The organism is Nocardioides terrigena (genome assembly GCF_003047265.1).
Lineage (GTDB): Bacteria > Actinomycetota > Actinomycetes > Propionibacteriales > Nocardioidaceae > Nocardioides > Nocardioides terrigena.
In genome coordinates, this window is the sequence record NZ_PZYY01000013.1 from 1 (window position 1) to 21,697 (window position 21,697).

General features: G+C 71.1%; 23 protein-coding genes. 5 read left to right on the plus strand and 18 right to left on the minus strand.

From position 1 onward, the window contains the following. Positions 1-142: 142 nt before the first annotated feature. Positions 143-709 (minus strand): TetR/AcrR family transcriptional regulator, encoded by a 567-nt coding sequence (locus DAE25_RS20865; RefSeq protein WP_107768049.1) that lies wholly within the window; start codon positions 707-709, stop codon positions 143-145. Between the two features lie 54 nt (positions 710-763). On the opposite strand from DAE25_RS20865, the gene DAE25_RS20870 reads away from it, so the two are divergent. The 3 genes from DAE25_RS20870 to DAE25_RS20880 are packed head-to-tail and all read left to right on the plus strand — an operon-like array spanning position 764 to position 3,309. Further along, positions 764-1,252, plus strand: coding sequence for an FBP domain-containing protein (locus DAE25_RS20870; RefSeq protein WP_107768050.1), 489 nt, complete (start codon positions 764-766; stop codon positions 1,250-1,252). Between the two features lie 52 nt (positions 1,253-1,304). Continuing rightward, positions 1,305-2,645 (plus strand): TrkH family potassium uptake protein, encoded by a 1,341-nt coding sequence (locus tag DAE25_RS20875; RefSeq protein ID WP_234411178.1) that lies wholly within the window; start codon positions 1,305-1,307, stop codon positions 2,643-2,645. Further along, the gene (locus DAE25_RS20880) at positions 2,638-3,309 is read left to right on the plus strand and encodes a potassium channel family protein (RefSeq protein WP_234411179.1); all 672 of its coding nucleotides are present in this window, start codon (positions 2,638-2,640) and stop codon (positions 3,307-3,309) included. Before DAE25_RS20875 ends, DAE25_RS20880 begins: the two co-directional genes overlap by 8 nt. Before the next feature lie 19 nt (positions 3,310-3,328). Here DAE25_RS20880 and DAE25_RS20885 read toward each other — a convergent pair whose 3' ends face one another. From DAE25_RS20885 to hisD, 5 genes are read right to left on the minus strand one after another with little or no spacing between them, the layout of a single operon-like run. Next, complete coding sequence (locus DAE25_RS20885) at positions 3,329-3,970, minus strand: hemerythrin domain-containing protein (protein WP_107768052.1); 642 nt, start codon at positions 3,968-3,970, stop codon at positions 3,329-3,331. Positions 3,971-4,027: 57 nt separating this feature from the next. Then, positions 4,028-4,666 (minus strand): imidazole glycerol phosphate synthase subunit HisH, encoded by a 639-nt coding sequence (gene hisH / locus DAE25_RS20890; protein WP_056885421.1) that lies wholly within the window; start codon positions 4,664-4,666, stop codon positions 4,028-4,030. Beyond that, on the minus strand, positions 4,663-5,286 hold the full coding sequence (gene hisB, locus DAE25_RS20895; RefSeq protein ID WP_107768053.1) for an imidazoleglycerol-phosphate dehydratase HisB: 624 nt from the start codon (positions 5,284-5,286) through the stop codon (positions 4,663-4,665). Before hisB ends, hisH begins: the two co-directional genes overlap by 4 nt. Then, on the minus strand, positions 5,283-6,413 hold the full coding sequence (locus DAE25_RS20900) for a histidinol-phosphate transaminase (RefSeq protein ID WP_234411180.1): 1,131 nt from the start codon (positions 6,411-6,413) through the stop codon (positions 5,283-5,285). Before DAE25_RS20900 ends, hisB begins: the two co-directional genes overlap by 4 nt. Then, positions 6,410-7,711: a histidinol dehydrogenase gene (gene hisD, locus DAE25_RS20905; RefSeq protein ID WP_107768055.1), complete on the minus strand. Its 1,302-nt coding sequence runs from the start codon at positions 7,709-7,711 to the stop codon at positions 6,410-6,412. The genes DAE25_RS20900 and hisD overlap by 4 nt, the downstream gene beginning before the upstream one ends. Positions 7,712-7,784: 73 nt before the next feature. Here hisD and DAE25_RS20910 point away from each other — a divergent pair, with 73 nt between their 5' ends. After that, positions 7,785-8,450 carry an LON peptidase substrate-binding domain-containing protein gene (locus DAE25_RS20910; protein WP_107768056.1) on the plus strand — a complete coding sequence of 222 codons (666 nt, stop codon included), beginning with the start codon at positions 7,785-7,787 and terminating at the stop codon, positions 8,448-8,450. Between the two features lie 7 nt (positions 8,451-8,457). After that, positions 8,458-8,949, plus strand: a complete 492-nt coding sequence (gene ybaK, locus DAE25_RS20915) for a Cys-tRNA(Pro) deacylase (RefSeq protein ID WP_107768057.1) — start codon at positions 8,458-8,460, stop codon at positions 8,947-8,949. Positions 8,950-8,955: 6 nt separating this feature from the next. Here ybaK and DAE25_RS20920 read toward each other — a convergent pair whose 3' ends face one another. The 12 genes from DAE25_RS20920 to DAE25_RS20975 form a co-directional block, all read right to left on the minus strand. Then, positions 8,956-10,596: a DUF3352 domain-containing protein gene (locus tag DAE25_RS20920; RefSeq protein WP_107768058.1), complete on the minus strand. Its 1,641-nt coding sequence runs from the start codon at positions 10,594-10,596 to the stop codon at positions 8,956-8,958. Between the two features lie 39 nt (positions 10,597-10,635). Then, entirely contained in the window at positions 10,636-11,253 is a 618-nt protein-coding gene (locus DAE25_RS20925) for a hypothetical protein (RefSeq protein WP_107768059.1), read from the minus strand. Then, complete coding sequence (gene dnaE, locus DAE25_RS20930; RefSeq protein ID WP_107768060.1) at positions 11,250-14,807, minus strand: DNA polymerase III subunit alpha; 3,558 nt, start codon at positions 14,805-14,807, stop codon at positions 11,250-11,252. The genes DAE25_RS20925 and dnaE overlap by 4 nt, the downstream gene beginning before the upstream one ends. Positions 14,808-14,989: 182 nt before the next feature. Beyond that, complete coding sequence (locus DAE25_RS20935) at positions 14,990-15,958, minus strand: DUF2332 domain-containing protein (protein WP_107768152.1); 969 nt, start codon at positions 15,956-15,958, stop codon at positions 14,990-14,992. A 164-nt stretch (positions 15,959-16,122) separates the two neighbouring features. Then, the gene (locus DAE25_RS20940; RefSeq protein ID WP_107768061.1) at positions 16,123-16,566 is read right to left on the minus strand and encodes a hypothetical protein; all 444 of its coding nucleotides are present in this window, start codon (positions 16,564-16,566) and stop codon (positions 16,123-16,125) included. Positions 16,567-16,576: 10 nt separating this feature from the next. Next, positions 16,577-17,314 carry a GNAT family N-acetyltransferase gene (locus DAE25_RS20945; RefSeq protein ID WP_107768062.1) on the minus strand — a complete coding sequence of 246 codons (738 nt, stop codon included), beginning with the start codon at positions 17,312-17,314 and terminating at the stop codon, positions 16,577-16,579. Beyond that, complete coding sequence (locus DAE25_RS20950; protein ID WP_107768063.1) at positions 17,304-18,242, minus strand: RluA family pseudouridine synthase; 939 nt, start codon at positions 18,240-18,242, stop codon at positions 17,304-17,306. The genes DAE25_RS20945 and DAE25_RS20950 overlap by 11 nt, the downstream gene beginning before the upstream one ends. Beyond that, positions 18,239-18,796, minus strand: a complete 558-nt coding sequence (lspA, locus tag DAE25_RS20955; protein ID WP_107768064.1) for a signal peptidase II — start codon at positions 18,794-18,796, stop codon at positions 18,239-18,241. The genes DAE25_RS20950 and lspA overlap by 4 nt, the downstream gene beginning before the upstream one ends. Further along, positions 18,769-19,848: a TraR/DksA family transcriptional regulator gene (locus tag DAE25_RS24055; RefSeq protein ID WP_107768065.1), complete on the minus strand. Its 1,080-nt coding sequence runs from the start codon at positions 19,846-19,848 to the stop codon at positions 18,769-18,771. Before DAE25_RS24055 ends, lspA begins: the two co-directional genes overlap by 28 nt. A 173-nt stretch (positions 19,849-20,021) precedes the next feature. Continuing rightward, the gene (locus DAE25_RS20965; RefSeq protein WP_107768154.1) at positions 20,022-20,786 is read right to left on the minus strand and encodes a DivIVA domain-containing protein; all 765 of its coding nucleotides are present in this window, start codon (positions 20,784-20,786) and stop codon (positions 20,022-20,024) included. A 100-nt stretch (positions 20,787-20,886) separates the two neighbouring features. Next, a complete protein-coding gene (locus DAE25_RS20970; protein WP_056885436.1) occupies positions 20,887-21,177 on the minus strand; it encodes a YggT family protein in 291 nt (96 codons plus the stop codon). A gap of 8 nt (positions 21,178-21,185) precedes the next feature. Further along, entirely contained in the window at positions 21,186-21,671 is a 486-nt protein-coding gene (locus DAE25_RS20975; protein ID WP_056885437.1) for a cell division protein SepF, read from the minus strand. Between the last annotated feature and the right edge of the window lie 26 nt (positions 21,672-21,697).

Below are 21,697 nucleotides of genomic sequence, written 5' to 3' on the forward strand. Positions count from 1 at the left end.
CACACCAACTACGACGAGCACACCGCCTGGGCCCACCGCACTGCCACAGCAGACCCCACCGCCGCTTGACGGCCTAGACCCGTGGGATGTCTAGGAGGCGCGGTGCCTCCTCCGTCCTCCCGGTGCGGGTGCGAGACGCGCCTCACCCGGCCCAGGAGCGGAGCATGTCGTCGACCCCGTCGAGGATGCGTGGCCAGGTCCGGTCGGGCGGCGGGTTGCTGTGGTCGAAGCTGCCGGCCAGCTCGAGGCTCGTGAAGCCGTGCACCACGCTGCCGATGAGCCGCACGGCGTGGGTCTGGTCGGCGCCGGTCAGGCCGTAGCCGCGCAGGATCGCGCGGGTCAGGTCGGCGTGCCGGCCGCCCGGTCCCGACGCGGCCGCCTCGGGCGAGAGCCGGAGACGGGTCGCGGCGTAGCGGCCCGGGTGCTCGCGGGCGAAGTCGCGGTAGGCGCCGGCGAAGGCCACCAGCGCGTCCTTGCCGGCCCGGCCCGCCAGCGCCTCGGACGCCCGGTCGGCGAGCTCGTCGAGCGCGAGCAGGGCGATGCGCGTCCGGAGGTCCTCGGAGCCGCCCACGTGGGAGTAGAGGCTGGCCACCCGGACGCCGAGCCGGCGCGCCAGCGCGGAGACCGTCACCTGCTCGAAGCCGACCTCGTCCGCGAGGTCCGCCCCGGCCCGGACGACCTTCTCGCTCGACAGTCCCGCCCGTGCCATCCTGACTCCTTTACTGTTTTGCCTAATACCTTTAGGTAGCCTAGCGTCCTTCTCGTGAAGCCGTTGACCGAGTCCGAGATCCGCGCGTCCTTCGTGAACTGCTCGAAGGGCGAGGCGAAGCGCCTCAACGTCCCGCGGGACCTGGCCGAGCGGCCGTGGGACGACCTCGACTACCTCGGCTGGACCGACCCGCAGGCACCGGCGAGGCGCTACCTCGTCGCCCCGGTCGACGGGGCGACGTACGGCATGGTGCTCCGCATCAACGAGGCGAGCGTCGGTGCCGCCCGCAAGAGCATGTGCTCGCTGTGCATCACCGTGCGCTCCGGCGGGGTGTCGCTGATGGTGGCCCCGCGTGCGGGCAAGGCGGGCCAGCAGGGCAACTCGGTCGGGACCTACATCTGCTCGGACCTGGCCTGCTCCCTCTACGTGCGCGGCAAGCTGCGCACCGGCACCCCGGGGATGCACGAGACGCTGAGCGTCGAGCAGCGGATCGAGCGCCTCGTGGGCAACCTGGAGTCGTTCGTGTCGAAGGTCCGCTCCTAGCGCTGCGCCGCTACCGTGTCATGGTTTGTCGGGCCAGCACGGAGGTGGACGGGTGAAGGGCATCGCAGGTGGGGTGACGCACCCCGCTCGGGTCGTGCCGCTGGCGTTCCTCGCCGCCGTCGTCGTGGGCACCGCGTTGCTCTCGCTGCCGATGTCGACCCCCGGCCCGACCCGACCACCGGTCCTCATGGCCGCCTTCACCAGCGTGTCGGCGGTGTGCGTCACCGGCCTGACCACCGTGGACACGGCGACGTACTGGTCCCCCTTCGGCCAGGTCGTCATCATGGGCCTCATCCAGGTCGGCGGCTTCGGGATCATGACCCTGGCGACCCTCCTGGGGCTGCTGGTGGTCGGCAGGCTCCGGTTGACGTCCTCGCTGATCGCCCAGGCGGAGACGCACGCGCTCAACATCGGCGACGTACGACACGTGGTGCGCCGGGTGGCCGTCACCATGCTCGCCTTCGAGGCCGCGTTCGCCGCGGTGCTGACGCTGCGCTTCCGGACCCGGTACGACGACGGGTGGGGCGAGGCCGCCTGGCACGGCGCCTTCCACTCCGTCTCGGCCTTCAACAACGCGGGCTTCGCGCTCTACAGCGACAACCTCATCGGATTCGTGGACGACGCCTGGATCATGTTCCCGATCTGCCTCGCCGTCGTGGTGGGCGGCATCGGCTTCCCGGTCCTGTTCGAGCTGCGCCGACGATGGCGGCAGCCACGCGGGTGGACGGTGCACACGCGCCTGACGGTCTGGGGCACGCTCATCCTGCTCGCGACCGGCATCGTGGCCTTCCTCGTCCTCGAGTGGGCCAACGGGGGCACCCTCGGGGGCCTCAGCCCGTGGGGCAAGGTCGTGGGGGGCGTGACCGGCGGGGTCGTGCCGCGCACGGCGGGCTTCAACAGCATCGACTACGCACAGATCACGCCGGAGACGATGGCCGTCAACTACGTCCTCATGTTCATCGGCGGTGGCTCCGCCGGCACGGCGGGTGGCATCAAGGTCACCACCTTCTTCCTCCTCGCCTACGTCATCTGGTCCGAGGTGCGCGGCGAGCGGGACACCAACGTCGCCCACCGCCGGGTCGGGGGCGAGACCGTGCGCCAGGCGCTCACGGTGGTCCTGCTGGCGCTCGCGGCGATCGCGGTGGGCACCATGGTGGTCCTGCTGGTCACCGACCTCGCCCTGGACGTGGTCCTCTTCGAGACCATCTCGGCCTTCGCCACCGTCGGCCTCTCCACCGGGATCACCCCCGACCTGCCGCCGGCCGCCCAGCTCACCCTCATGGCCCTCATGTTCGTCGGCCGGGTCGGCACCATCACGGTCGCCTCCGCGCTCGCGCTCAAGTCCCGTCAGCGCCACTTCCATCTGCCCGAGGAGCGACCCGTCATTGGTTAAGTTCAGGAACCCCGCCCCCACGTCCGTGGTCGTCATCGGCCTCGGCCGGTTCGGCTCGGCCGTCGCCAGCTCCCTCGTGCGCATGGGGACCGAGGTCCTCGCCATCGACGAGAACCCGGTCCTGGTCGAACGATGGGCCGACGAGCTGACCCACGTGGCCCAGGCCGACAGCACCAATGAGCAGGCGCTGCTCCAGCTCGGCGTGGCCGACCTCGACCGCGCGGTGGTCGCCATCGGGACCGACATCGAGGCCAGCGTCCTCACCGTGCTCGCCCTGGCGGAGGCCGGCGTCGCCGACATCTGGGCCAAGGCGATCACCCGCAAGCACGGGCAGATCCTGGAGCGGGTCGGTGCGCACCACGTCGTCTACCCCGAGTTCTCCATGGGCGAGCGCGTCGCCCACATGCTCACCGGCGGGATGATGGACTACATCGAGTTCGACGACGACTTCTCGATCGCTCGCACCCTGGCCCCACCGTTCACCTGGGACCGGACCCTGGCCGAGTCGGCGCCACGCAGCCGGCACGGCGTCACGATCGTCGGCGTCAAGCGCACGGGTGAGGACTTCACCTACGCCCGTCCCGAGACCTCGGTGAGCCGCCACGACCACCTGATCGTGTCCGGGCCGACCCGCAAGGTCGAGAAGTTCTGCAACCTGCGCTGAGCCCGCGCCAGCGCCGCTGTCAGCGCGACGCGACGCGCCAGGTCGGTGCGACCTCGCGACGGTAGCGCCGGCCGAAGACCGTCGTCATCATCGCGATGACGGGCGCCGGGATGGTGGCACGCAGCGAGGCGCGCTCCTGCTCCCCTGCACCGTCCTGCATCCAGGCGAGCGCGTCGCCCGCGTCGGTCAGCCGCGCGGGGCGCATCCCCTTGGCGGCGGCCTTCCACTCGGGGTCGTCCTCGTACGCCGCGATGAGCGGCTCGACGTCGTCCTCCTCGTGTCGCAGGTGCGCGTCGATCACGGTGCGGGCCCGGGCCACCTCGTCGGCCGCCTCACGGGCACGGGACGTCGTCGGGTCGACCAGCAACCCGTCGATGGCCCGGCTCGCGGCCGCCAACGCGTCCCTCATGGCTCCGTGCTCGCCCTCCATCGTCGCCATCAGGTCGGGATCGACTCCGCGTGAGAGCAGGAACGGCCAGGCGAGGGAGTCCTCCGCCTCGTGGTGGTGGGTGAGCTCCTTGACCAGGTGCTGCCAGGCCCGCTGCACCTGGCGGGCCCGCTCGCCGTCCCCGTCCGGCAGCCCACGCAGGGCCTGCTCGGTGCGCGTCACGTCGCGTCGTACGGCGGCGTGGATGATCTTGTTCATGCTCATCGTGGCCATGCCGGGACGGTAGCCCCGGCACCTGCCGCGAGGCGACCCTGATTTCGGGCAAGCGCCTCAGAGCGTGGCGACCCAGTTGCGCAGCAGCGCGGCGCCGGCGTCGCCGGACTTCTCGGGGTGGAACTGGGTCGCCCAGAGGGGGCCGTTCTCGACGGCGGAGACGAAGCGGTCACCACCGTGGGTCGTCCACGTGACGAGCGGCGCGCGGGTGCGGTCGTTGGTGACCAGCGGCCAGTCGCGGGCGGCGTACGAGTGGACGAAGTAGAAGCGCTCGTCCTCGACCCCGGCGAAGAGCTGCGATCCCTCGGGCGCTTCGACGGTGTTCCACCCCATGTGCGGGACGACGGGTGCCTGCAGGCGCTCGACCGTGCCGGGCCACTCGCTGCAGCCCTCGGTCTCCACCCCGTGCTCGACGCCGCGGGCGAAGAGGACCTGCATGCCGACGCAGATGCCCAGCACCGGACGCCCACCGGCGAGGCGACGCCCGATGATCCGCTCACCCTTGATCTCGCGCAGGCCGGCCATGCAGGCGGCGTACGCCCCGACGCCGGGCACGATGAGGCCCTCGGCCTCCAGCGCGGTGGTGAAGTCGCTGGTCAGCGTGATCTCGGCCCCGGCGCGCTCGGCGGCGCGCACGACCGAGCGCAGGTTGCCCGACCCGTAGTCGAGGACGACGACCTGCCGGGGGCGGCTCAAGAGGCGTCCCCGAGCGTGCCCTTGGTCGACGGCACGCCCGTCTCGCGCGGGTCGAGGGCGACCGCGTCGCGGAACGCCCGGGCGAACGCCTTGAACTGCGCCTCGACCAGGTGGTGCGGGTCGCGACCGGACAGCACGCGCACGTGCAGCGCGAGGTGGGCGTGGAAGGAGATCGTCTCGAAGACGTGCCGCGTCAGCGAGCCCTGGTAGGCCGCGCCGTCGCCGCCGATCGCCACGTAGGCCTGGCCCTCCGGCTCGCCGGTGTGCACGCAGTAGGGACGACCCGACACGTCGACGACCGCCTGGGCCAGCGCCTCGTCCAGCGGCACGGTGGCGTCGCCGAAGCGGCGGATGCCGCGCTTGTCGCCGAGCGCCTCACGCAGCGCCTGGCCCAGCACGATCGCGGTGTCCTCGACGGTGTGGTGGGCGTCGATGTGGGTGTCGCCGACGGTGTGCACCGTCAGGTCGACCAGCGAGTGCCGGGAGAAGGCGGTGAGCATGTGGTCGTAGAAGCCGACCCCGGTCGAGACGTCGGCGCGACCGGAGCCGTCGAGGTCGACCGCGAGGGTGACCTTCGACTCCGAGGTGGTGCGCTCGATCCTGGCGGTGCGGTTGCTCATTCTGTGTCCTCCATGACCTGGATCAGTGCGTCCTTGAATGCGTCCATCTCGGCGGCTGTCCCGATCGACACCCGCAGCCAGCCGTCCGGTCCGGTCTCCCGGATCAGCACGCCGCGGTCGACGAGACCCTGCCAGACCGCGTGCCGGTCGGCGAACGTGCCGAACAGCACGAAGTTGGCGTCGCTGTCGGCGACCTCGAGCCCGCGGCCGCGCAGCCAGTCGACCGTGGCGTCGCGCTCGACGCGCAGCTCGTCGACCCGGCCGAGGAGCTCGGGAGCGTGCCGCAGCGCGGCCAGCGCGGTCGCCTGGGTGACCGCCGACAGGTGGTAGGGCAGGCGGACGACGCGGATCGCGTCGCAGATCTCCGGGGCCGCGGCGAGGTAGCCCACCCGGGCGCCGGCCAGCGCGAACGCCTTGCTCATCGTGCGGGTGACGACGAGGTTGCGGTGCGTGTCGAGCAGCTCGAGGGCGCTGGGGGTGCCGGAGCGGCGGAACTCGCCGTACGCCTCGTCGACCACCACCAGCCCGTCGCCGGCGGCCGTGCACAGCATCGAGACCGCCTCGGGCGGCAGGGCCGTCCCGGTCGGGTTGTTGGGAGACGGGAGCAGCACGACGCTGGGCCGCCGCTCCTCGACGAGCGCCCGGGCGGCGTCGAGGTCGAGCGAGAAGTCGTCCTCGCGGCGGCCGGCGACCCACTCGGTCACCGTGTCGCGGGCGTACTCGGGATACATCGAGTACGTCGGCGCGAAGCTGAGCGCCACCCGCCCCGGCCCGCCGAAGGCCTGCAGCAGCTGCAGCATGATCTCGTTGGAGCCGTTGGCCGCCCACACCCGGTCGGCGGTGATGCCGCTGCCGCCGGAGGTGTTGAGGTAGGCCGCCAGCGCCTCGCGGAGCTCGACGAACTCGCGGTCCGGGTAACGGTTGAGGGTCGTCGCCGCCCGGCCGACCGCCGCGGCGATGTCGGCGGCGGCCTCCGCGGAGGGCCCGTAGGGGTTCTCGTTGACGTTGAGCTGGACGGGTACGTCGAGCTGCGGGGCGCCGTAGGGCTCGATGCCGCGCAGCTCCTCACGCAGGGGCGGCCACACCGACGGCGGCGACCACTCCTGCGGGGACGACCCCGCGCTCACCGCTCGAACCGCACGGAGACCGCGGTGCCGTGACCCGGGAGGTCCTCGGCCTCGGCCAGCGTGACCACGTGTCCGGCCACCTCGGCGAGGGCCTCGCGCGAGTAGTCGACCACGTGCATCGACTTGAGGAACGCGCGCACGCTCAGCCCGCTCGAGTGGCAGGCGCAGCCGGCGGTCGGCAGCACGTGGTTGGAGCCGGCGCAGTAGTCGCCCAGCGACACGGGGGCGTAGGGACCCACGAAGACGGCGCCGGCGTTGGTGATCCGGGCGGCGTGGGCGGAGGCGTCGCGGGTCTGGATCTCGAGGTGCTCGGCGGCGTACGCGTTGACGACCTCGAGGCCCTGCTCCATGTCGTGGACCATGACGATCCCCGACTGGGGACCGGTCAGTGCCTGCTGGATGCGGCCGGTGTGGCGGGTCGCGAAGACCTGCTTGTCGAGCTCGGCGACGACGTCGTCGGCCAGCGTCTCGGAGTCGGTCACCAGGACCGAGGCGGCGAGCGGGTCGTGCTCGGCCTGGCTGATCAGGTCGGCGGCGACGTAGGCCGCGTCGGCCGAGTCGTCGGCCAGGATCGCGATCTCGGTGGGTCCGGCCTCGGAGTCGATGGCGACCGTGCCCCGCACGAGCCGCTTGGCGGCGACGACGTAGATCGAGCCCGGTCCGGTGATCAGGTTGACCGGCCGGCACGGCCCCGCCCCGTAGGCGAACATCGCGATCGCCTGGGCGCCGCCGACGGAGTAGAGCTCGTGGACGCCGAGCAGCTCGCAGGCGGCCATGATCGTGGGCTCGGGCAGGCCGCCGGTGTTCTTCTGCGGGGGGCTGCTCAGCGCGATGCTGCGCACTCCAGCGACCTGGGCCGGGACGACGTTCATGACGACGCTGCTCACCAACGGGGCCAGGCCGCCCGGGACGTAGAGCCCCACGCGGTTGATCGGCACCTTGCGGTGGGTCACGACGGCACCCTCGCCGAGCCGGGTGACCACGTCGTGCTCGAGCTCGGCCTCGCACGTGATGCGCAACCGGCGGATCGACTCCTCCAGCGCGGCCCGCACCTGCGGGTCGAGCTCCTCGAGGGCCCGGGTCATGGCCTCGCGGGGCACCGCGATGTCGTCGATCTCGATGCGGTCGAACTCGGCGGAGTACTCCAGGATCGCCTCGACGCCGCGGGTCTTGACCGCGTGCAGCACCGGGGCCACCAGATGCGTGGCCGCCTCCACGTCGAACTCCGCGCGCGGCACGGCGGCGCGGTAGTCGACGGAGGCACGGTCGGCTCCCCTGAGGTCGATGCGGCGGATCATGGGTCCAAGTCTAGGGACCGCGCCACGCCCCGACCGAACCCGCGCCCCGACTGGACACCGCTAGGGTCGGGGCGTGAGCACTCCCCTGCCGATGTTCCCGCTCAGCACGGTGGTGTTCCCGGGCGTCTCGCTGCCCCTCCACGTGTTCGAGGACCGATACCGCGCCCTCGTCCACCACCTCCTGAGCATCGACGACCCGGCCGAGCGGGTGTTCGGCACGGTGGCGGTCCGGGAGGGCTACGAGGTCGGCGACCACGGGTCGCAGTCGCTCTACCGGGTCGGCGTCCGCCTCCAGCTCACCGACGTCGAGGCCAACGTCGACGGCACCTTCGAGATCGAGGCGGTCGCCCGCGAGCGCATCGTGCTCGAGGGTCTCGACCCGTCCGGGGAGTTCGCGGTCGGCGACGTCGCCGAGCACCCCGACGCGGAGGGCCCGGTGCCCGACGAGGTCCTCACCCGCGCCCGCGCCACCTTCACGGCCTACCGGACCGCTATCAGCGAGCTGCAGGGCACCACGTTCTCCGGCTCCCTCCCCCGCGACCCCGGTTACCTGTCGTGGACCCTGGCCGCCCTCGCGCCGCTCCCCATGGCCGAGCGCCAGTCGCTGCTCGAGGCCGACTCGCCGCGCGACCGGCTCGAGCTGGTCACCTCGTTGCTCCGCGAGGAGCTGCGCGCCATCAACGTCATCCCGTCCCTGCCGGCCACCGAGGTGGCCCGCACGGCCTGGTCCCCCAACTGAGCCGCCCGTGGCCAGGAGGAAGGGGCTCGGTGGCGGGACGCCGGCGACCGTCGCGCTGACTGCGGCGGGGGTCGACTTCACGCTGCACGCCTATGAGCACGACCCGCGCGCGGCGTCGTACGGCCTGGAGGCGGCCGAGGCGCTGGGCGTGGAGCCGGGTCGCGTCCTCAAGACCCTGCTCGCCTCGCTCGACGGAACTCTGGTCGTCGGGATCGTCCCGGTCGACGGCCAGCTGGACCTCAAGGCCCTCGCACGGGCCCTGGGCGGCAGCAAGGCGGTGATGGCCGACGTCGCGGCGGCCGAGCGGGCGACGGGGTACGTCGCGGGCGGGATCTCCCCGATCGGGCAGAGGAGGGCGCACCCCGCCGTCGTCGACGTGTCGGCGACCGGCTGGCCCACCGTCTTCGTCTCGGGCGGGCGTCGCGGCCTGGACGTCGAGCTGTCACCGGCCGACCTGATCGCGGTCACCGCAGCGACCACGGCCCCGATCGGCCGGTGAGCAGGCTCAGTCCGTCGTCAGCTTGACGACCGAGTGGGACACGCCGTCCTCGAGCCAGCCGGTGACGCCGAAGGCCGACAGCGGCTCGATGTTCTCCGCGATCTCCGGGTCCTCCTCGCCGGCGAGGCGCGCCAGCCAGTTGTCGTCGGCGTCGAAGTCGACGAACAGCACCGCCGCGGCCTCGTCGGCGTCCTCGACGACCTCGTCGAAGGCCTCCGAGTCACCGAGCGATCCGCCGCCGGCCAGCGTGGCGCGGTAGTCGGCGTTGGGGCTGAGCGTGACGCGGTCGCCCTCGACCTCGGTCTCGAGCATGTCGGCGTCGGGGCCCATCTGGGCCTTGACCTTGTCGAGCGCACCCTCGATCGCGTCGGGGTCGCCCTGGATGGTGACGCCGACCGGGAGCTCGCCGGGACCGCCGTTGAAGAAGGCCTCCAGGTCGAGGCCCGAGCCCATCGAGACGGCCATCGCATCACCGGCCAGCGCCTCGGCGTCGGTCGGCAGGTCGAGGCCGGACGCCTCGGACATCTCGGCCATCAGCTCGTCGGCGGTCATCTCGGCGCCGCCCAGCTCGGCGAAGGTGTCGACCATCTCGGTGAACCAGCCGTCGGAGAAGCCCAGCGCGAACGCGGCGACGGTGTCGTCCGGCAGGGTGGAGACGAGCTCGGAGCCGCCCTGGTCGAGCCCGGACATCGCCATCATGGACTGGCCCGGGTCGGCGGCGGTCTCGACCTCGAGGGCCCCGTCGTCGAAGCGGACGGTCACCGCGGCCCCACGGAAGTCGGCGAAGGCCTCCTCCATCTCGGGGGTCACCGAGTCGGTCGAGCCGGGGTCGATCTCGCCCATGCCGCTCATCGAGCCGAGCGACTCGCCGTAGATGCCGGACATGTCCGCGAGGTACTGCCCGGCGGCCGGGGCGGCGTACATGCTCACGATGCCGGGGTCGCCCGCCTCCTCGGTCCACCGCTGGAAGTCGGAGTCGTCGGCCAGCGACCCGTCACCGGCGTCGGCGACGACCTGGTCGGTGATCTCGACGGTCTCGCCGATCACCGCCCAGTCGCCCTCGACGGTCCAGGCAGCGGTGGTGGAGTCGACCTCGTCGCCACCGCAGGTCTCCTGCAGGGTGGCGAGGCCGTCCTCGGCCGCGTCGGTGTCGCTGACCTGGAGGACGAGCACGGGCGCCGGAGTCTCGGCACCGGTGTCGATGGCGGCGACAGCCGTGCGGTCGCCCATCCACGGCTCCACGTCGGCGGCGTAGTCGAGGCCCTCGCACTCCCCCGACTCGGTCAGCTCGGTGAAGAGTCGCTCGCGCAGGTCGTCGTCGGTGTCGAGGTCGACGTTGTCGGCGAACGCGGGGAACTTGCGCAGCGTGCGGATCGCCTCGATCTTCTGCTCGCCGCTCGGGTCGAGGTCGAGGCTCGCGTAGGCGATGGTGCTCGCGGGCAGCGCCTGGGCGGGCTGGTCACCGGTGCTGAGGAAGCTCGAGGCGGCCCAGGCCGCTCCGCCGCCCACCGCGAGGAGTCCGAGGATCCCGCCGAGCACGATCACCCGCTTGCGGGAGTCTGACGACCCGGTGGTGCCGGCGACGGGACTGCCCGCCGACGACTCGAGGTACTCGGGACCCGAGGGGCCCTGCGGTGTGGTGGACATGTGGAACCCCCGTGTGTGGCGTGAGCAGACGGCCGGATCCTACCCAGCGGAGGTGGACTCAACCTTGCGAACACGGCGACCGTTGGTGGTGAACCAGACCAGCGACAGGCCGAGCACCGTCCCCAGCGGGAAGGCGAGGAAGGCGCTGCCCGCCAGCGAGTACGCCGACTGCTCCGGGTCGTCGCCGGCCACCCGCAGGTCGCTGGGCAACCGCTCCAGGTCGTCCATCGCCGCGGCGAGCGGACGCGGGTCGGGCGGGCCGAGCGTGTGGCCGACGGTGAACATCAGCCAGCCCGCCAGCACCGACCCGACCACTGCGGACGCCAGGGTGGTCAGCTCCCCGGCCACGAGCACCCAGCCCAGCACGGCGGCGGTGAGCAGTCCGGCGCCGAGCGCGATCACGACGTACCACCCGGTGCCGGAGAAGTCGTAGTCCGGACCGGACGGCTCCAGGATCCACTCGCCCTGGAAGACGATGCCGACGGGCGGCGTCCAGACCCACTCCCACACGACGCCGGCGATCGCCCCGACCACCGCGAAGGTGGCGAGCACGATGGCGACCCGGACCACCGCGGCGCGGCCGTGGAGGCGGTCCGTCCGGGCATCGGCCGGACGGGTGTCGATCGGCTGCGAGTCGGTGGGCCGGGCGTCGCTCATCCCGCCAGGCACCCGGGGCCCAGCAGCTGCTTGAGGTCGGCGAAGAGCGCCGGGCTCGGGGTCACGCGGTGGTGGTCGCCCACCTTGAGCACGATCGTCCGGTCCCGCATCCGCACGTGCAGGATCACCTCGGTCACCCCCGGGTGGGTCGCGAGGACCTCCTTGAGGCTGTCGACCGTGCCGGGGTTGACCCGGGTGTGCGGCAGGTTGACCGCGACCGGGCCGCTCGGGCCGTCGGAGATGTCGGGGACCGAGACCTCCTGGGCGCGGAGCTCGGGCTGGTCCTTGTCGCGGGACAGCTGGCCCTTGATCCGCAGGATCGCGTCCTCGACGAGGTGGTTGGAGGCCAGCTGGTAGGCGCTCGGGAAGAGCAGCACCTCGATCGCCCCGTCGAGGTCCTCGAGGGTGACCGTCGCCCAGGCGTCGCCCTTCTTGGTGATCTTGCGCTGCACGCTGGTGACCAGCCCGCTGATGGTGAGCGTGCTGCCGTGGGCGCGCTCCTCGTCGAGCATCAGCTGGCCGATGGTGCAGTCGGTGCCGTTGGACAGCACGTGCTCGAGGCCGAGGAGCGGGTGGTCGGAGACGTAGAGGCCGAGCATCTCCCGCTCGTGGCCCAGCAGCGTCATCTTGTCCCAGTCGTCGATGTCGGGGATCGCGATGCTGGTGCCGAAGCCACCGTCGGACTCGTCGAGCCCGCCGAAGAGCGAGTCCTGGCCGATGGCCTCGTTCTTCTTGATGTCGATGTACTGGTCGACGGCCGTCTCGTGGATGGTGACCAGCGCACGGCGCTTGTGCTTCATCTCGTCGAAGGCACCGGCCTTGATGAGGGACTCGACCACGCGCTTGTTGCACACGTGGACCGGGACCTTCTCCATGAAGTCGTTGAAGTCGGCGTACCGGCCCTTCTCCTCCCGTCCGCTGACGATGCCGTCGACGACGTTGGCGCCGACGTTGCGCACGGCGGTGAGGCCGAAGCGGACGTCGTGGCCGACCGGGGTGAAGTTGGCGTGCGACTCGTTGACGTCGGGCGGGAGCACCTGGATCTTCATCCGGCGGCACTCGTTGAGGTAGATCGCCGACTTGTCCTTGTCGTCCTTGGTGCTGGTCAGCAGGGCCGCCATGTATTCGGCCGGGTAGTTGGCCTTGAGGTAGGCGGTCCAGTAGGAGACCAGGCCGTACGCCGCTGAGTGGGCCTTGTTGAACGCGTAGTCGGAGAAGGGCAGCAGGATGTCCCAGAGGGTCTGCACGGCCTTCATCGAGTAGCCGCGCTCGATCATGCCGCCGGAGAAGATCTCGAACTGCTTGTCGAGCTCCTCCTTCTTCTTCTTGCCCATCGCGCGACGCAGCAGGTCGGCCTGGCCGAGCGTGTAGCCCGCCAGCTTCTGCGCGATCGCCATGACCTGCTCCTGGTAGACGATCAGGCCGTAGGTCTCACCGAGGATCTCCGAGAGCGGCTCGGCCAGCTCGGGGTGGATCGCCTCCACCGGCTCGCGACCGGTCTTGCGCCGGGCGTACTTGTTGTGGGAGTCGGCACCCATCGGGCCGGGCCGGTAGAGGGCACCGACGGCCGAGATGTCCTCGAACTTGTCGGGGCGCATCGAGCGGAGCAGGGCCCGCATGGGCCCGCCGTCGAGCTGGAAGACGCCGAGGGTGTCGCCGCGCTGCAGCAGGTTGTACGTCGCGGGGTCGTCGAGGGTGAGGTCCTCCAGCACGACCGTCTCGTCCCGGTTGACCTTGATGTTCTTGACCGCGTCGTCGAGGACCGTGAGGTTGCGCAGCCCCAGGAAGTCCATCTTGATGAGGCCGAGCGCCTCGCAGGTCGGGTAGTCGAACTGCGTGATCATCGCGCCGTCGGCGGGCCGCTTGAGCAGCGGGATGACGTCGATGAGCGGCTCGCTCGACATGATCACGCCCGCCGCGTGCACGCCCCACTGCCGCTTGAGGCCCTCGATGCCGATGGCGGTGTCGACGACCCGCTTGACGTCGTTGTCCTGCTCGTAGAGGCCGCGGAACTCGCCGCCCTCGCCGTAGCGCTTGTGGTTGGCGTCGAAGATGTCCTTGAGCGGGACGTCCTTGCCCATCACCGCGGCCGGCATGGCCTTGGTGATCCGGTCGCCCATGGCGAAGGGGTAGCCGAGGATGCGGCTGGAGTCCTTGACGGCCTGCTTGGCCTTGATGGTGCCGTAGGTGACGATGTAGGACACCCGGTCGTCGCCGTACTTGTCGGTGACGTAGCGGATGACCTCGCCGCGCCGGCGCTCGTCGAAATCGATGTCGAAGTCGGGCATCGAGACGCGGTCGGGGTTGAGGAAGCGCTCGAAGATCAGGCCGTGCTCGAGCGGGTCGAGGTCGGTGATCCGCATGGCGTAGGCCACCATCGAGCCGGCGCCCGAGCCGCGGCCCGGTCCGACGCGGATGCCGTTGTCCTTGGCCCAGTTGATGAAGTCGGCGACGACGAGGAAGTAGCCGGGGAAGCCCATCTGGGTGATGACGCCGAGCTCGAACTCGGCCTGCTTGCGGACGTCGTCGGGCACCCCTCCCGGGTAGCGGACCTGCAGGCCGCGCTCGACCTCCTTGACCAGCCAGGAGTCCTCGTTCTCGCCCGGGGGGCAGGGGAAGCGCGGCATGTAGGTGCCGTTGCCCTCGGTGAACTTGACGTCGCAGCGCTCGGCGATCCACAGCGTGTTGTCGCAGGCCTCGCGCAGGTCGTACTTGTCGACCCACAGCGAGCGCATCTCGGCGGGCGACTTGATGTAGTAGCCGTCGCCGGAGAAGGCGAAGCGCTGGCCGGGACCGTCGCCGGCCGGGATGTCCATGTTGGAGCCGGAATTGATGCAGAGCAGGTGCTCCTGGCTCTTGGCATCGGCCTGGTGCACGTAGTGCGAGTCGTTGGTCGCCAGCAGCGGGATCCGGAGGTCCTTGGCGAGCCGGAGCAGGCCGTCACGCACCCGGCGCTCGATGTCGAGCCCGTGGTCCATCAGCTCGAGGAAGTAGTTGTCGCGGCCCAGGATCTCCTGGTAGTCCGCGGCGGTCTGGCGGGCGGCCTCGTAGTTGTTGTGCCGCAGGTGGACCTGGACCTCGCCCGAGGGGCAGCCGGTCGTGCCGATGATGCCGGCGCCGTGCTGGGACAGCAGCTCACGGTCGGCACGGGGGTGCTGGAAGAAGCCGTCGCGCCACGCCCCGGTCGAGAGGCGGAACAGGTTGTGCATGCCCTCGGTCGACTCGGCCAGCAGGGTCATGTGGGTGTAGGCACCGCGACTGGAGACGTCGTCGGGCCCGCCCTTGTAGAAGTTGACGCGCTTGCGCTCGTAGCGGCTGATGTTGGGCGTGAAGTAGGCCTCCATGCCGATGATCGGCTTGACCCCGGCGGCGGTGGCCTTCTTGTAGAACTCGTAGGCCCCGAACACGTTGCCGTGGTCGGTCATCGCGATCGCCGGCATGCCCAGCTCGGCCGTGTGGTTGGCCAGGTCGCCGAGGCGCGCCGCGCCGTCGAGCATGGAGTACTCGGTGTGGACGTGCAGGTGCACGAAGTTGTCGTTGGAGCCGGCCGACATCGGGGTCTTCCACACCTTCTTCGAGGGTCGCAGGAACAGTCGCGACTGACGGCCCAGCAGGCCTCACTGGGTGACACGGGGTCATCGCGGAGGGGAAGAGCAGTCAGCCTACGTCAGTCTGACAGGGGGTTCCGACAACGCCGTCGGCGTGCCGCCCGACCCCCGGCCCGCGGGCTGCGGCGCTATGAGGAACGCCACTCCAGCGCGTGGCCGTGACCGTGGGCGGCGGCCACGGGGACCCCGTCGCGGGCCAGCACGAACCGCCCCGGACCGGGGTCGAAGCCGCCCGTGACCCGGGGCAGCACCTGCGGCGCCTCGTTGCTGATCCAGTGGCAGGCTCCGTCGTCGACCAGTCCGGTCATGAGGTCGTGGAAGCGCTCGCGGTCGGCGTCCTCGAGGTAGGCGATGACGGCGCTGTGGAAGACCACGGGGGTGCCGTGCCGCCCGGCCTCGTCCAGCAGGGCGGGGAGGTGGTCGAACAGGTCGCCGCGGACGACGCACGGCGGCTCCCGGCGCGCCACCGCGACCGCCGCGCGCAACCGCTCGCGGCGCTCGTCCTGCTCGGGCCACACGAGGGTCTCGAGCCAGGCCATCGCATCGCTGTCGGTCACGTCCAGCGGGTTGAGGTCGACGCCACCGCGCCACGCGACGTCCGGGTGCCGGACCGGGACCGGCACCGGGCCGGCGGCCGTCGCGGTGAGCGTCGGTCCCCCGCTGCCGCTCAGTGCGCCGGCGCCCGGCCAGTCGTAGTCGTAGCGGTCCGGGAAGAGGCACAGCCCGGCGCTGGCCCCGACCTCGATGAGCGCGAGTGGCCCGTCGAGGGTGCCGAGCACCGGGGTGAGGGCGGCGAGCCTGCCGACCTCGTTGGTCTGGGTGGCCCGGTCGCGGATGGTCTGCTTGACCGCCTGCTCCTGCTCGAGGAGCACCGCCCTGAACGCGGCGTACTCCCCCGGCGCCGGCGCCCCGTGCCGGCGGGCGGCGGCGAAGACGAGGTTGGGCTGCAGCTTGGGCTCCGGCAGGTCGGCCAGCCAGGCGTGCACCTCGGGGTCGTCGGCGACCCCGAGCGCCCACGCCTCGAACGTCGGGCTGTCGCCGCGGGCGTACGTCGCGAAGTCGCGGTAGCGGTCGGCGATCTCCCCACTCATCTGCATGGTGCCCACGCTAGACCGAGCGGCCACTGCGGCCGCCGGCACCTGAGTCACCGGGTGACTCAGGTCGTAGCCCCCGCGAGGAACCCGCCGACCGCCTCACCAGTGTGCGTGGAAGCACGTCGGGAGCCCCGACACCAGTGCGTCCACGCACACTCGTCGCTCGCTCAGGAAGCGGCAGGGTCTCCCCACCACCTGATGCCTGAGGCGTCGGTGGTGGTGCGCGCCGATCCCAGCGGCTCCTCGAGCTCGATGCGCAGCATGGTGGTCATCTCTTCGACCGAGTTCTCGTGGACGGCAAGGGCGTGGTGCGGGTCGTCCGGAGGCACCCCCACCTCCTTCTCGCTGACGTCGCGCGTCAGCCCGAGCAGCCCGTCGTACGAGGGGTGGCGGTAGACCACCTCCACCAGGTGCGGACCCAGCTGGCGTGCCTCGACGATCTCCACCTCGAAGATCCTGGCGAGGGCCGTCAGCTGACGGTCGAGCTCGGCGAGCACCTGGCCGGCTCGGGTGGCCGCGTCAAGGATCACGCCCGCGGGAAGGCCTCTCGGGTCGCCCTCGGCGCGAGGCAAGGACTCGGGCACGAACCTCGCCACTCCCTCGCCGTCCATGCCAGCGCCCTCAGGAGCCCTCGCGTGCGGCGTCGATGGACTCCGAGATGACCGCGTGCATGATCCGACCGACCCGCTCCTCCCCCAGCTCGGGAGCAAGCTCGGCGACCCGGGCGACGATCTCGCGCTCCCGGGTGGCGTCGCGTGCGGGGTCGGCGACGGCGGAGACCTCGCGCTTGTGGTCCTGGACCACCCGGGTGAGCGCGACGCGGCGGGCCAGGGCGTCACCGAGGACGAGGTCCACCTCGTCGATCATCGCCCGGTAGAACGCGAGCGGATCGGTCCCCGGCCAGGCCATCCGCACGTCAGGCCGGCGCTCCTCGTTGGCCGAGCCGTCGGTGCGCTCCAGCTCGACGAGGCCGTGGCGGGCGTAGAACGCGCGGGCCGCGACGTTGGACTCGAACACCCACAGCGCGAACCCGTCGGGACGCTGGGCCTTGGCCAGCGCGAGCAGGGCCGACCCGATGCCCTGCCGCTGGGCGGATGCGGCGACGTACAGGGACTCGAGCCAGGTCGGGGTCAGGGTCGCGAAGCCCACGAGGGCCGGGTCGCCGTCCGTGCCCGACTCGGCCAGCCACACGTCACGCGTCGAGAGGTCCCAGGACCCCACCCAGCGGCGTACGTCGTCGTCCGGGTGCACGCCGGGCGGCATGAGGGGTACGGCGGCGCGGCGGACCGCGAGGTAGAGCTCGGCGACGGCGGGCAGGTCGTCCGGCCCGGCCAGGCGGAGCGACACCTCAGTGGGCATCACGGATGACCTCGAGCGCGTGGGCCAGGTCGTCGGGGTAGGTCGACTCGTACTCGACGTACTCGCCGGTGTCCGGGTGCTCGAAGCCCAGCTTGACGGCGTGCAGCCACTGCCGCTCCAGGCCGACCCGCTGGCCGAGGGACGGGTCGGCGCCGTAGGTGATGTCGCCGACGCAGGGGTGCTTGAGGGCGGCCATGTGCACGCGGATCTGGTGGGTGCGGCCCGTCTCCAGGTGCACCTCGAGCAGCGAGGCGAAGCGGTGCGCCTCGAGCGTCTCGTAGTGGGTGACCGAGTGCCGGCCGTCGGCCATCACCGCGAACTTGTAGTCGTGCCGGGGGTGGCGGCCGATCGGCGCGTCGATGGTGCCCTGCAGCGGGTCCGGGTGCCCCTGCACGAGGGCGTGGTAGGTCTTGTCGACCGTGCGGTGGCGGAAGGCGTTCTTGAGGACCGAGTACGCGCGCTCGGACTTGGTGATCACCATGACGCCCGACGTGCCGACGTCCAGCCGCTGCACGATGCCCTGGCGCTCGCTGGCGCCACTCGTGGAGATCCGGAAGCCCGCACCCACGAGGTGACCGACGACGGTCGGGCCCGACCAACCGGGCGAGGGGTGCACGGCCACGCCGACGGGCTTGTCGATCACCACGATGGAGTCGTCGTCGTGGATGATCTTGATGCCCTCGACCAGCTCGGGGACCACGACGAGCGGGTCCACCTCGGCGGGGATCGAGACCTCGAGCATGGAGCCTGCGTGCAAGCGGTCGCTCTTGCCGACGTCGCCACCGTCGACCTGCACCAGGCCGGCCGCGATCAGGTCCGCCGCGCGCGTGCGGGAGAAGCCGAACATCCGCGCCATCGCGGCGTCGACGCGCTCACCGGCGAGGCCGTCGGGGACCAGCACGGTCCGCTGGTCGACGAAGCCGCTCACGACTCGTCCTTCTCGATGCGCGCACCGGAGAGCATCACGCCGCGGAACGACTGGAGGATGATGACCGCCGCCGCCGCGTTGATGCAGATGTCGGCGACGTTGAACACCGGCCAGTTGGGCAGCATCAGGAAGTCGACGACGTGACCGCGCATGAAGCCGGGCTCGCGGAAGATCCGGTCCGTGAGGTTGCCGGCGACACCTCCGAGGAGCAGACCGAGACCGACCGCCCACAGCGGGCTGCCGAGCCGCCGACTGAGCCACAGCACCACCAGCACGGCGATCACCGCCAGGCAGCTGAAGACGATCGTGAACTCGGTGCCCGTGCTGAAGGCTGCCCCCGGGTTGAAGACCAGGTGCAGCACCAGCCAGTCACCGAGGACCGCGATGTCGCCGTCGTCGAGGTTGACCAGCGCCCACTGCTTGGTGGACAGGTCCAGGGCGTACGCCGCGAGCGCCACGAGGGCGAAGAGCCCCCAGGTCCTGCGGGGTCGCGCGGACGCCTCGTGGGTGTCCTGGTCGCTGGAGCTCAGCGACGCTCCTCGCGCTGCTTGCATGTCATGCACAGTGTGGCACGGGGGAAAGCCATGAGACGCATCTTGCCGATCGGCTCCCCGCAGGACTCACAGATGCCGTAGCTGCCGTCGTGGATGTGCCCCAGGGCCCGGTCGATCTGGGCCAGCATCTCGCGCTCGTTGTTGAGCACGGTGAGCTCGTGGTCGCGCTCGAAGCTCGTCGCGCCCATGTCGGCCTGGTCGTGACCTGCCCCGTCACCGGCGTCGCGCATCAGCCCGGCGAGGTCGTGCTCGGCCTCGTCGAGGACGTGCACCAGCTTGTCGCGCTGAGTGTGGAGCTCGTCGAGGACCTCGTCGAGCTCGGCCTTGGTCCACGCGCCCTCGCCCTCCTTGACGACGAGCGAGGACATGGGCGCCTTCTTGGCGGATGCCTGGGTGGCGGTCTTCTTCACGGCGGCCTTCTTCGTTGCAGTCCTGGTGGCGGTCTTCTTCGCCGGCGCCGCGGCCGCAGGGGCCGTCTTCGTCGCCGTCGTCCTGGTGGTGGTCGACTTCGTGGCGGCGGCCTTCGTGGCCGTCTTCTTCGCCGGAGCCGACGCGGCCGGGGCCTTCTTGGCGGGAGCCTTGGTGGCCGGGGCCTTCTTGGCGGGAGCCTTCTTGGCGGGAGCCTTCTTGGCTGCGGCCTTCTTCGTCGCGGCCTTCGTCGCAGCGGCCGGGGTCTTCTTCGTCGCTGCCGCCTTCGTGGCGGGTGCCTTCTTCGCCGCCGCCTTCGTGGCGGGTGCCTTCTTCGCCGCCGCCTTCGTGGCCGGTGCCTTCTTCCCCGCCGCCTTCGTGGCCGGTGCCTTCTTCGCCGCCGCCTTGGTCGCGGGGGCCTTCTTCGCTGCCGCCTTCGTGGCGGGAGCCTTCGTCGCCGGGGCCTTGGCGGCCTTGGCCGGAGCCTTCTTGGCGGTCTTCGTGGCGGTCTTCTTGGCGGCGGCCTTGGCTGCCGCCGGCTCGACGTCGGCCGGGGCGGTCTTGCCGCTCGACCGGCGCCCGATCACCTTCTTGGCCGCAGCCGCAGCAGTGCCGGCGAGGGACTTGCGGGTGCTGCTGGCCATGAGCGGGCCTCCTGGGGGCCAAGGGTGTGTGCTGCCACACGGTGGCAGGGAGGGTAGCCCCTGCCCGGGGCCCCATCCAAGCGGCTCGCCCACAGGGGTGTGAGAACGGCCGGTCCCACGGAGGAACCGGCCGTTCTCGAGGTCGTACGACGGGCCGTGCGCGGCCCGGTGGATCAGTTGTTGTTCTCGTCCTCGCCCAGGATCGAGCGCAGCCGCTTGGGCGCCGGAGCACCGTCGGCCGGCATGTCGGCGACGGAGCCGGAACCCTGCAGGGCCTCGAGCTGCTGGGTGAAGTAGCTCTTGAGGCGGGAGCGGTACTCGCGCTCGAACGAGCGGAGGGTCTCCACCTCGCTGCTGAGCTTGTCGCGCTCCTTCTCCAGGTCACCGAACATCTGCTGGCGACGCTCGGCGGTCTCGGAGTCGAGCATCTGCGAGCGCTGGCGGGCGTCGGCCTCGAGGCGGTCGGCCTTGGTCTTGGACTCCGCCTCCAGGCGCTCGGCCTTGGTGCGCGCGGCACCGACGATCTTGTCGGCCTCGTTCTTGGCCTCGTCGACGAGCTCGTCGGCGTTGCGGGTCGCGAGCTCGAGCAGGCGGGCGGCCGCGTTGGACGCCTGCGGGACGGTCTCGACGCGGATGGTCTCCATACCGGGCGCGGCAGCCGCAGCGGCCGGAGCGGCGACGGGGGCCGGGGTCGGCGTCGGGGCGGGCTTCTCCTCGACCTTGGCCGGCTCGGGCTCAGGCGTGCGGGCCGGGGCCGGCGTGCTGCCGGTCTGGGCCGCGGAGAGCTTCGACCGCAGGTCGTCGTTCTCCTTGGTGAGCCTGGCGAGCTCCGCCTCCACCTCGTCGAGGAACTGGTCGACCTCGCCCATGTCGTACCCCTCGCGGAGGCGCACGGGCGTAAAGCGCTTGTTGCTCACGTCCTCAGGCGTCAGCGGCATGACGTCACCCAAACTTTCACGTTGATGGCAAACCGGGCTGTTCCCGGACACACTAGCGCCACGATGTGGCGCTCCGTCAGTGACCCGTGTGGCTGCTGGTTCAGAGCAGCGCCGAACGGATCACGACGAGGAGAAGGTAGGCGCCGAGCATCACCAGGAGGAAGCTCAGGTCGAGCATGATCGACCCGAGCCGCAGCGGCGGGATGACCTTGCGGAGCGCCTTGATGGGCGGATCGGTGATGGTGTAGACCACCTCGAGCACGACCAGCAGGATGCCCGAGGGCGACCAGCGGCGCGCGAACACCTGGACCCAGTCCACGACGAAGCGGACCCACAACAGGGCGATGAAGACCCAGACGAGTCCGTAGAGGATCCCGCCGACAAGATTCACGAAGTCGCTCAGCTCTGGTTGAAGAACCCGTTCTCCGCGATCCGCTCCTTGTCCTCGGTGGACACCGAGACGTTGGGCGGGGAGAGCAGGAAGACCTTGTTGGTCACGCGCTCGATGCTGCCACGCGTGGCAAAAATCAGGCCCGCGGCGAAGTCGACGAGGCGCTTGGCGTCGTTGTCGTCCATCTCGGAGAGGTTCATGATCACGGGCGTGCCGTCGCGGTAGTTCTCACCGACGAGGCGGGCCTCGTTGTAGTTGCGGGGGTGAAGCGTGGTGATGCGGCTCAACTCGGCGACCACTCCAGGAGAGACCGAGGCCGGACGACGGCGCTCGGAGATGTCGGACACGGGGGCGGGACGACGGTCCCGGGACTCGCGAGCGGGCTGCTCGTCGACCACGTCGTGCTTGGTGGTCTCGTCGTCGAATTCGTCGTACTGGCCGGTGTCCTCGAGCAGGCCGAGGTACTCGCCGATCTTGCGCATCGCGCCGCTCATGAGACAGATCCTCCGGTAGACCGGGC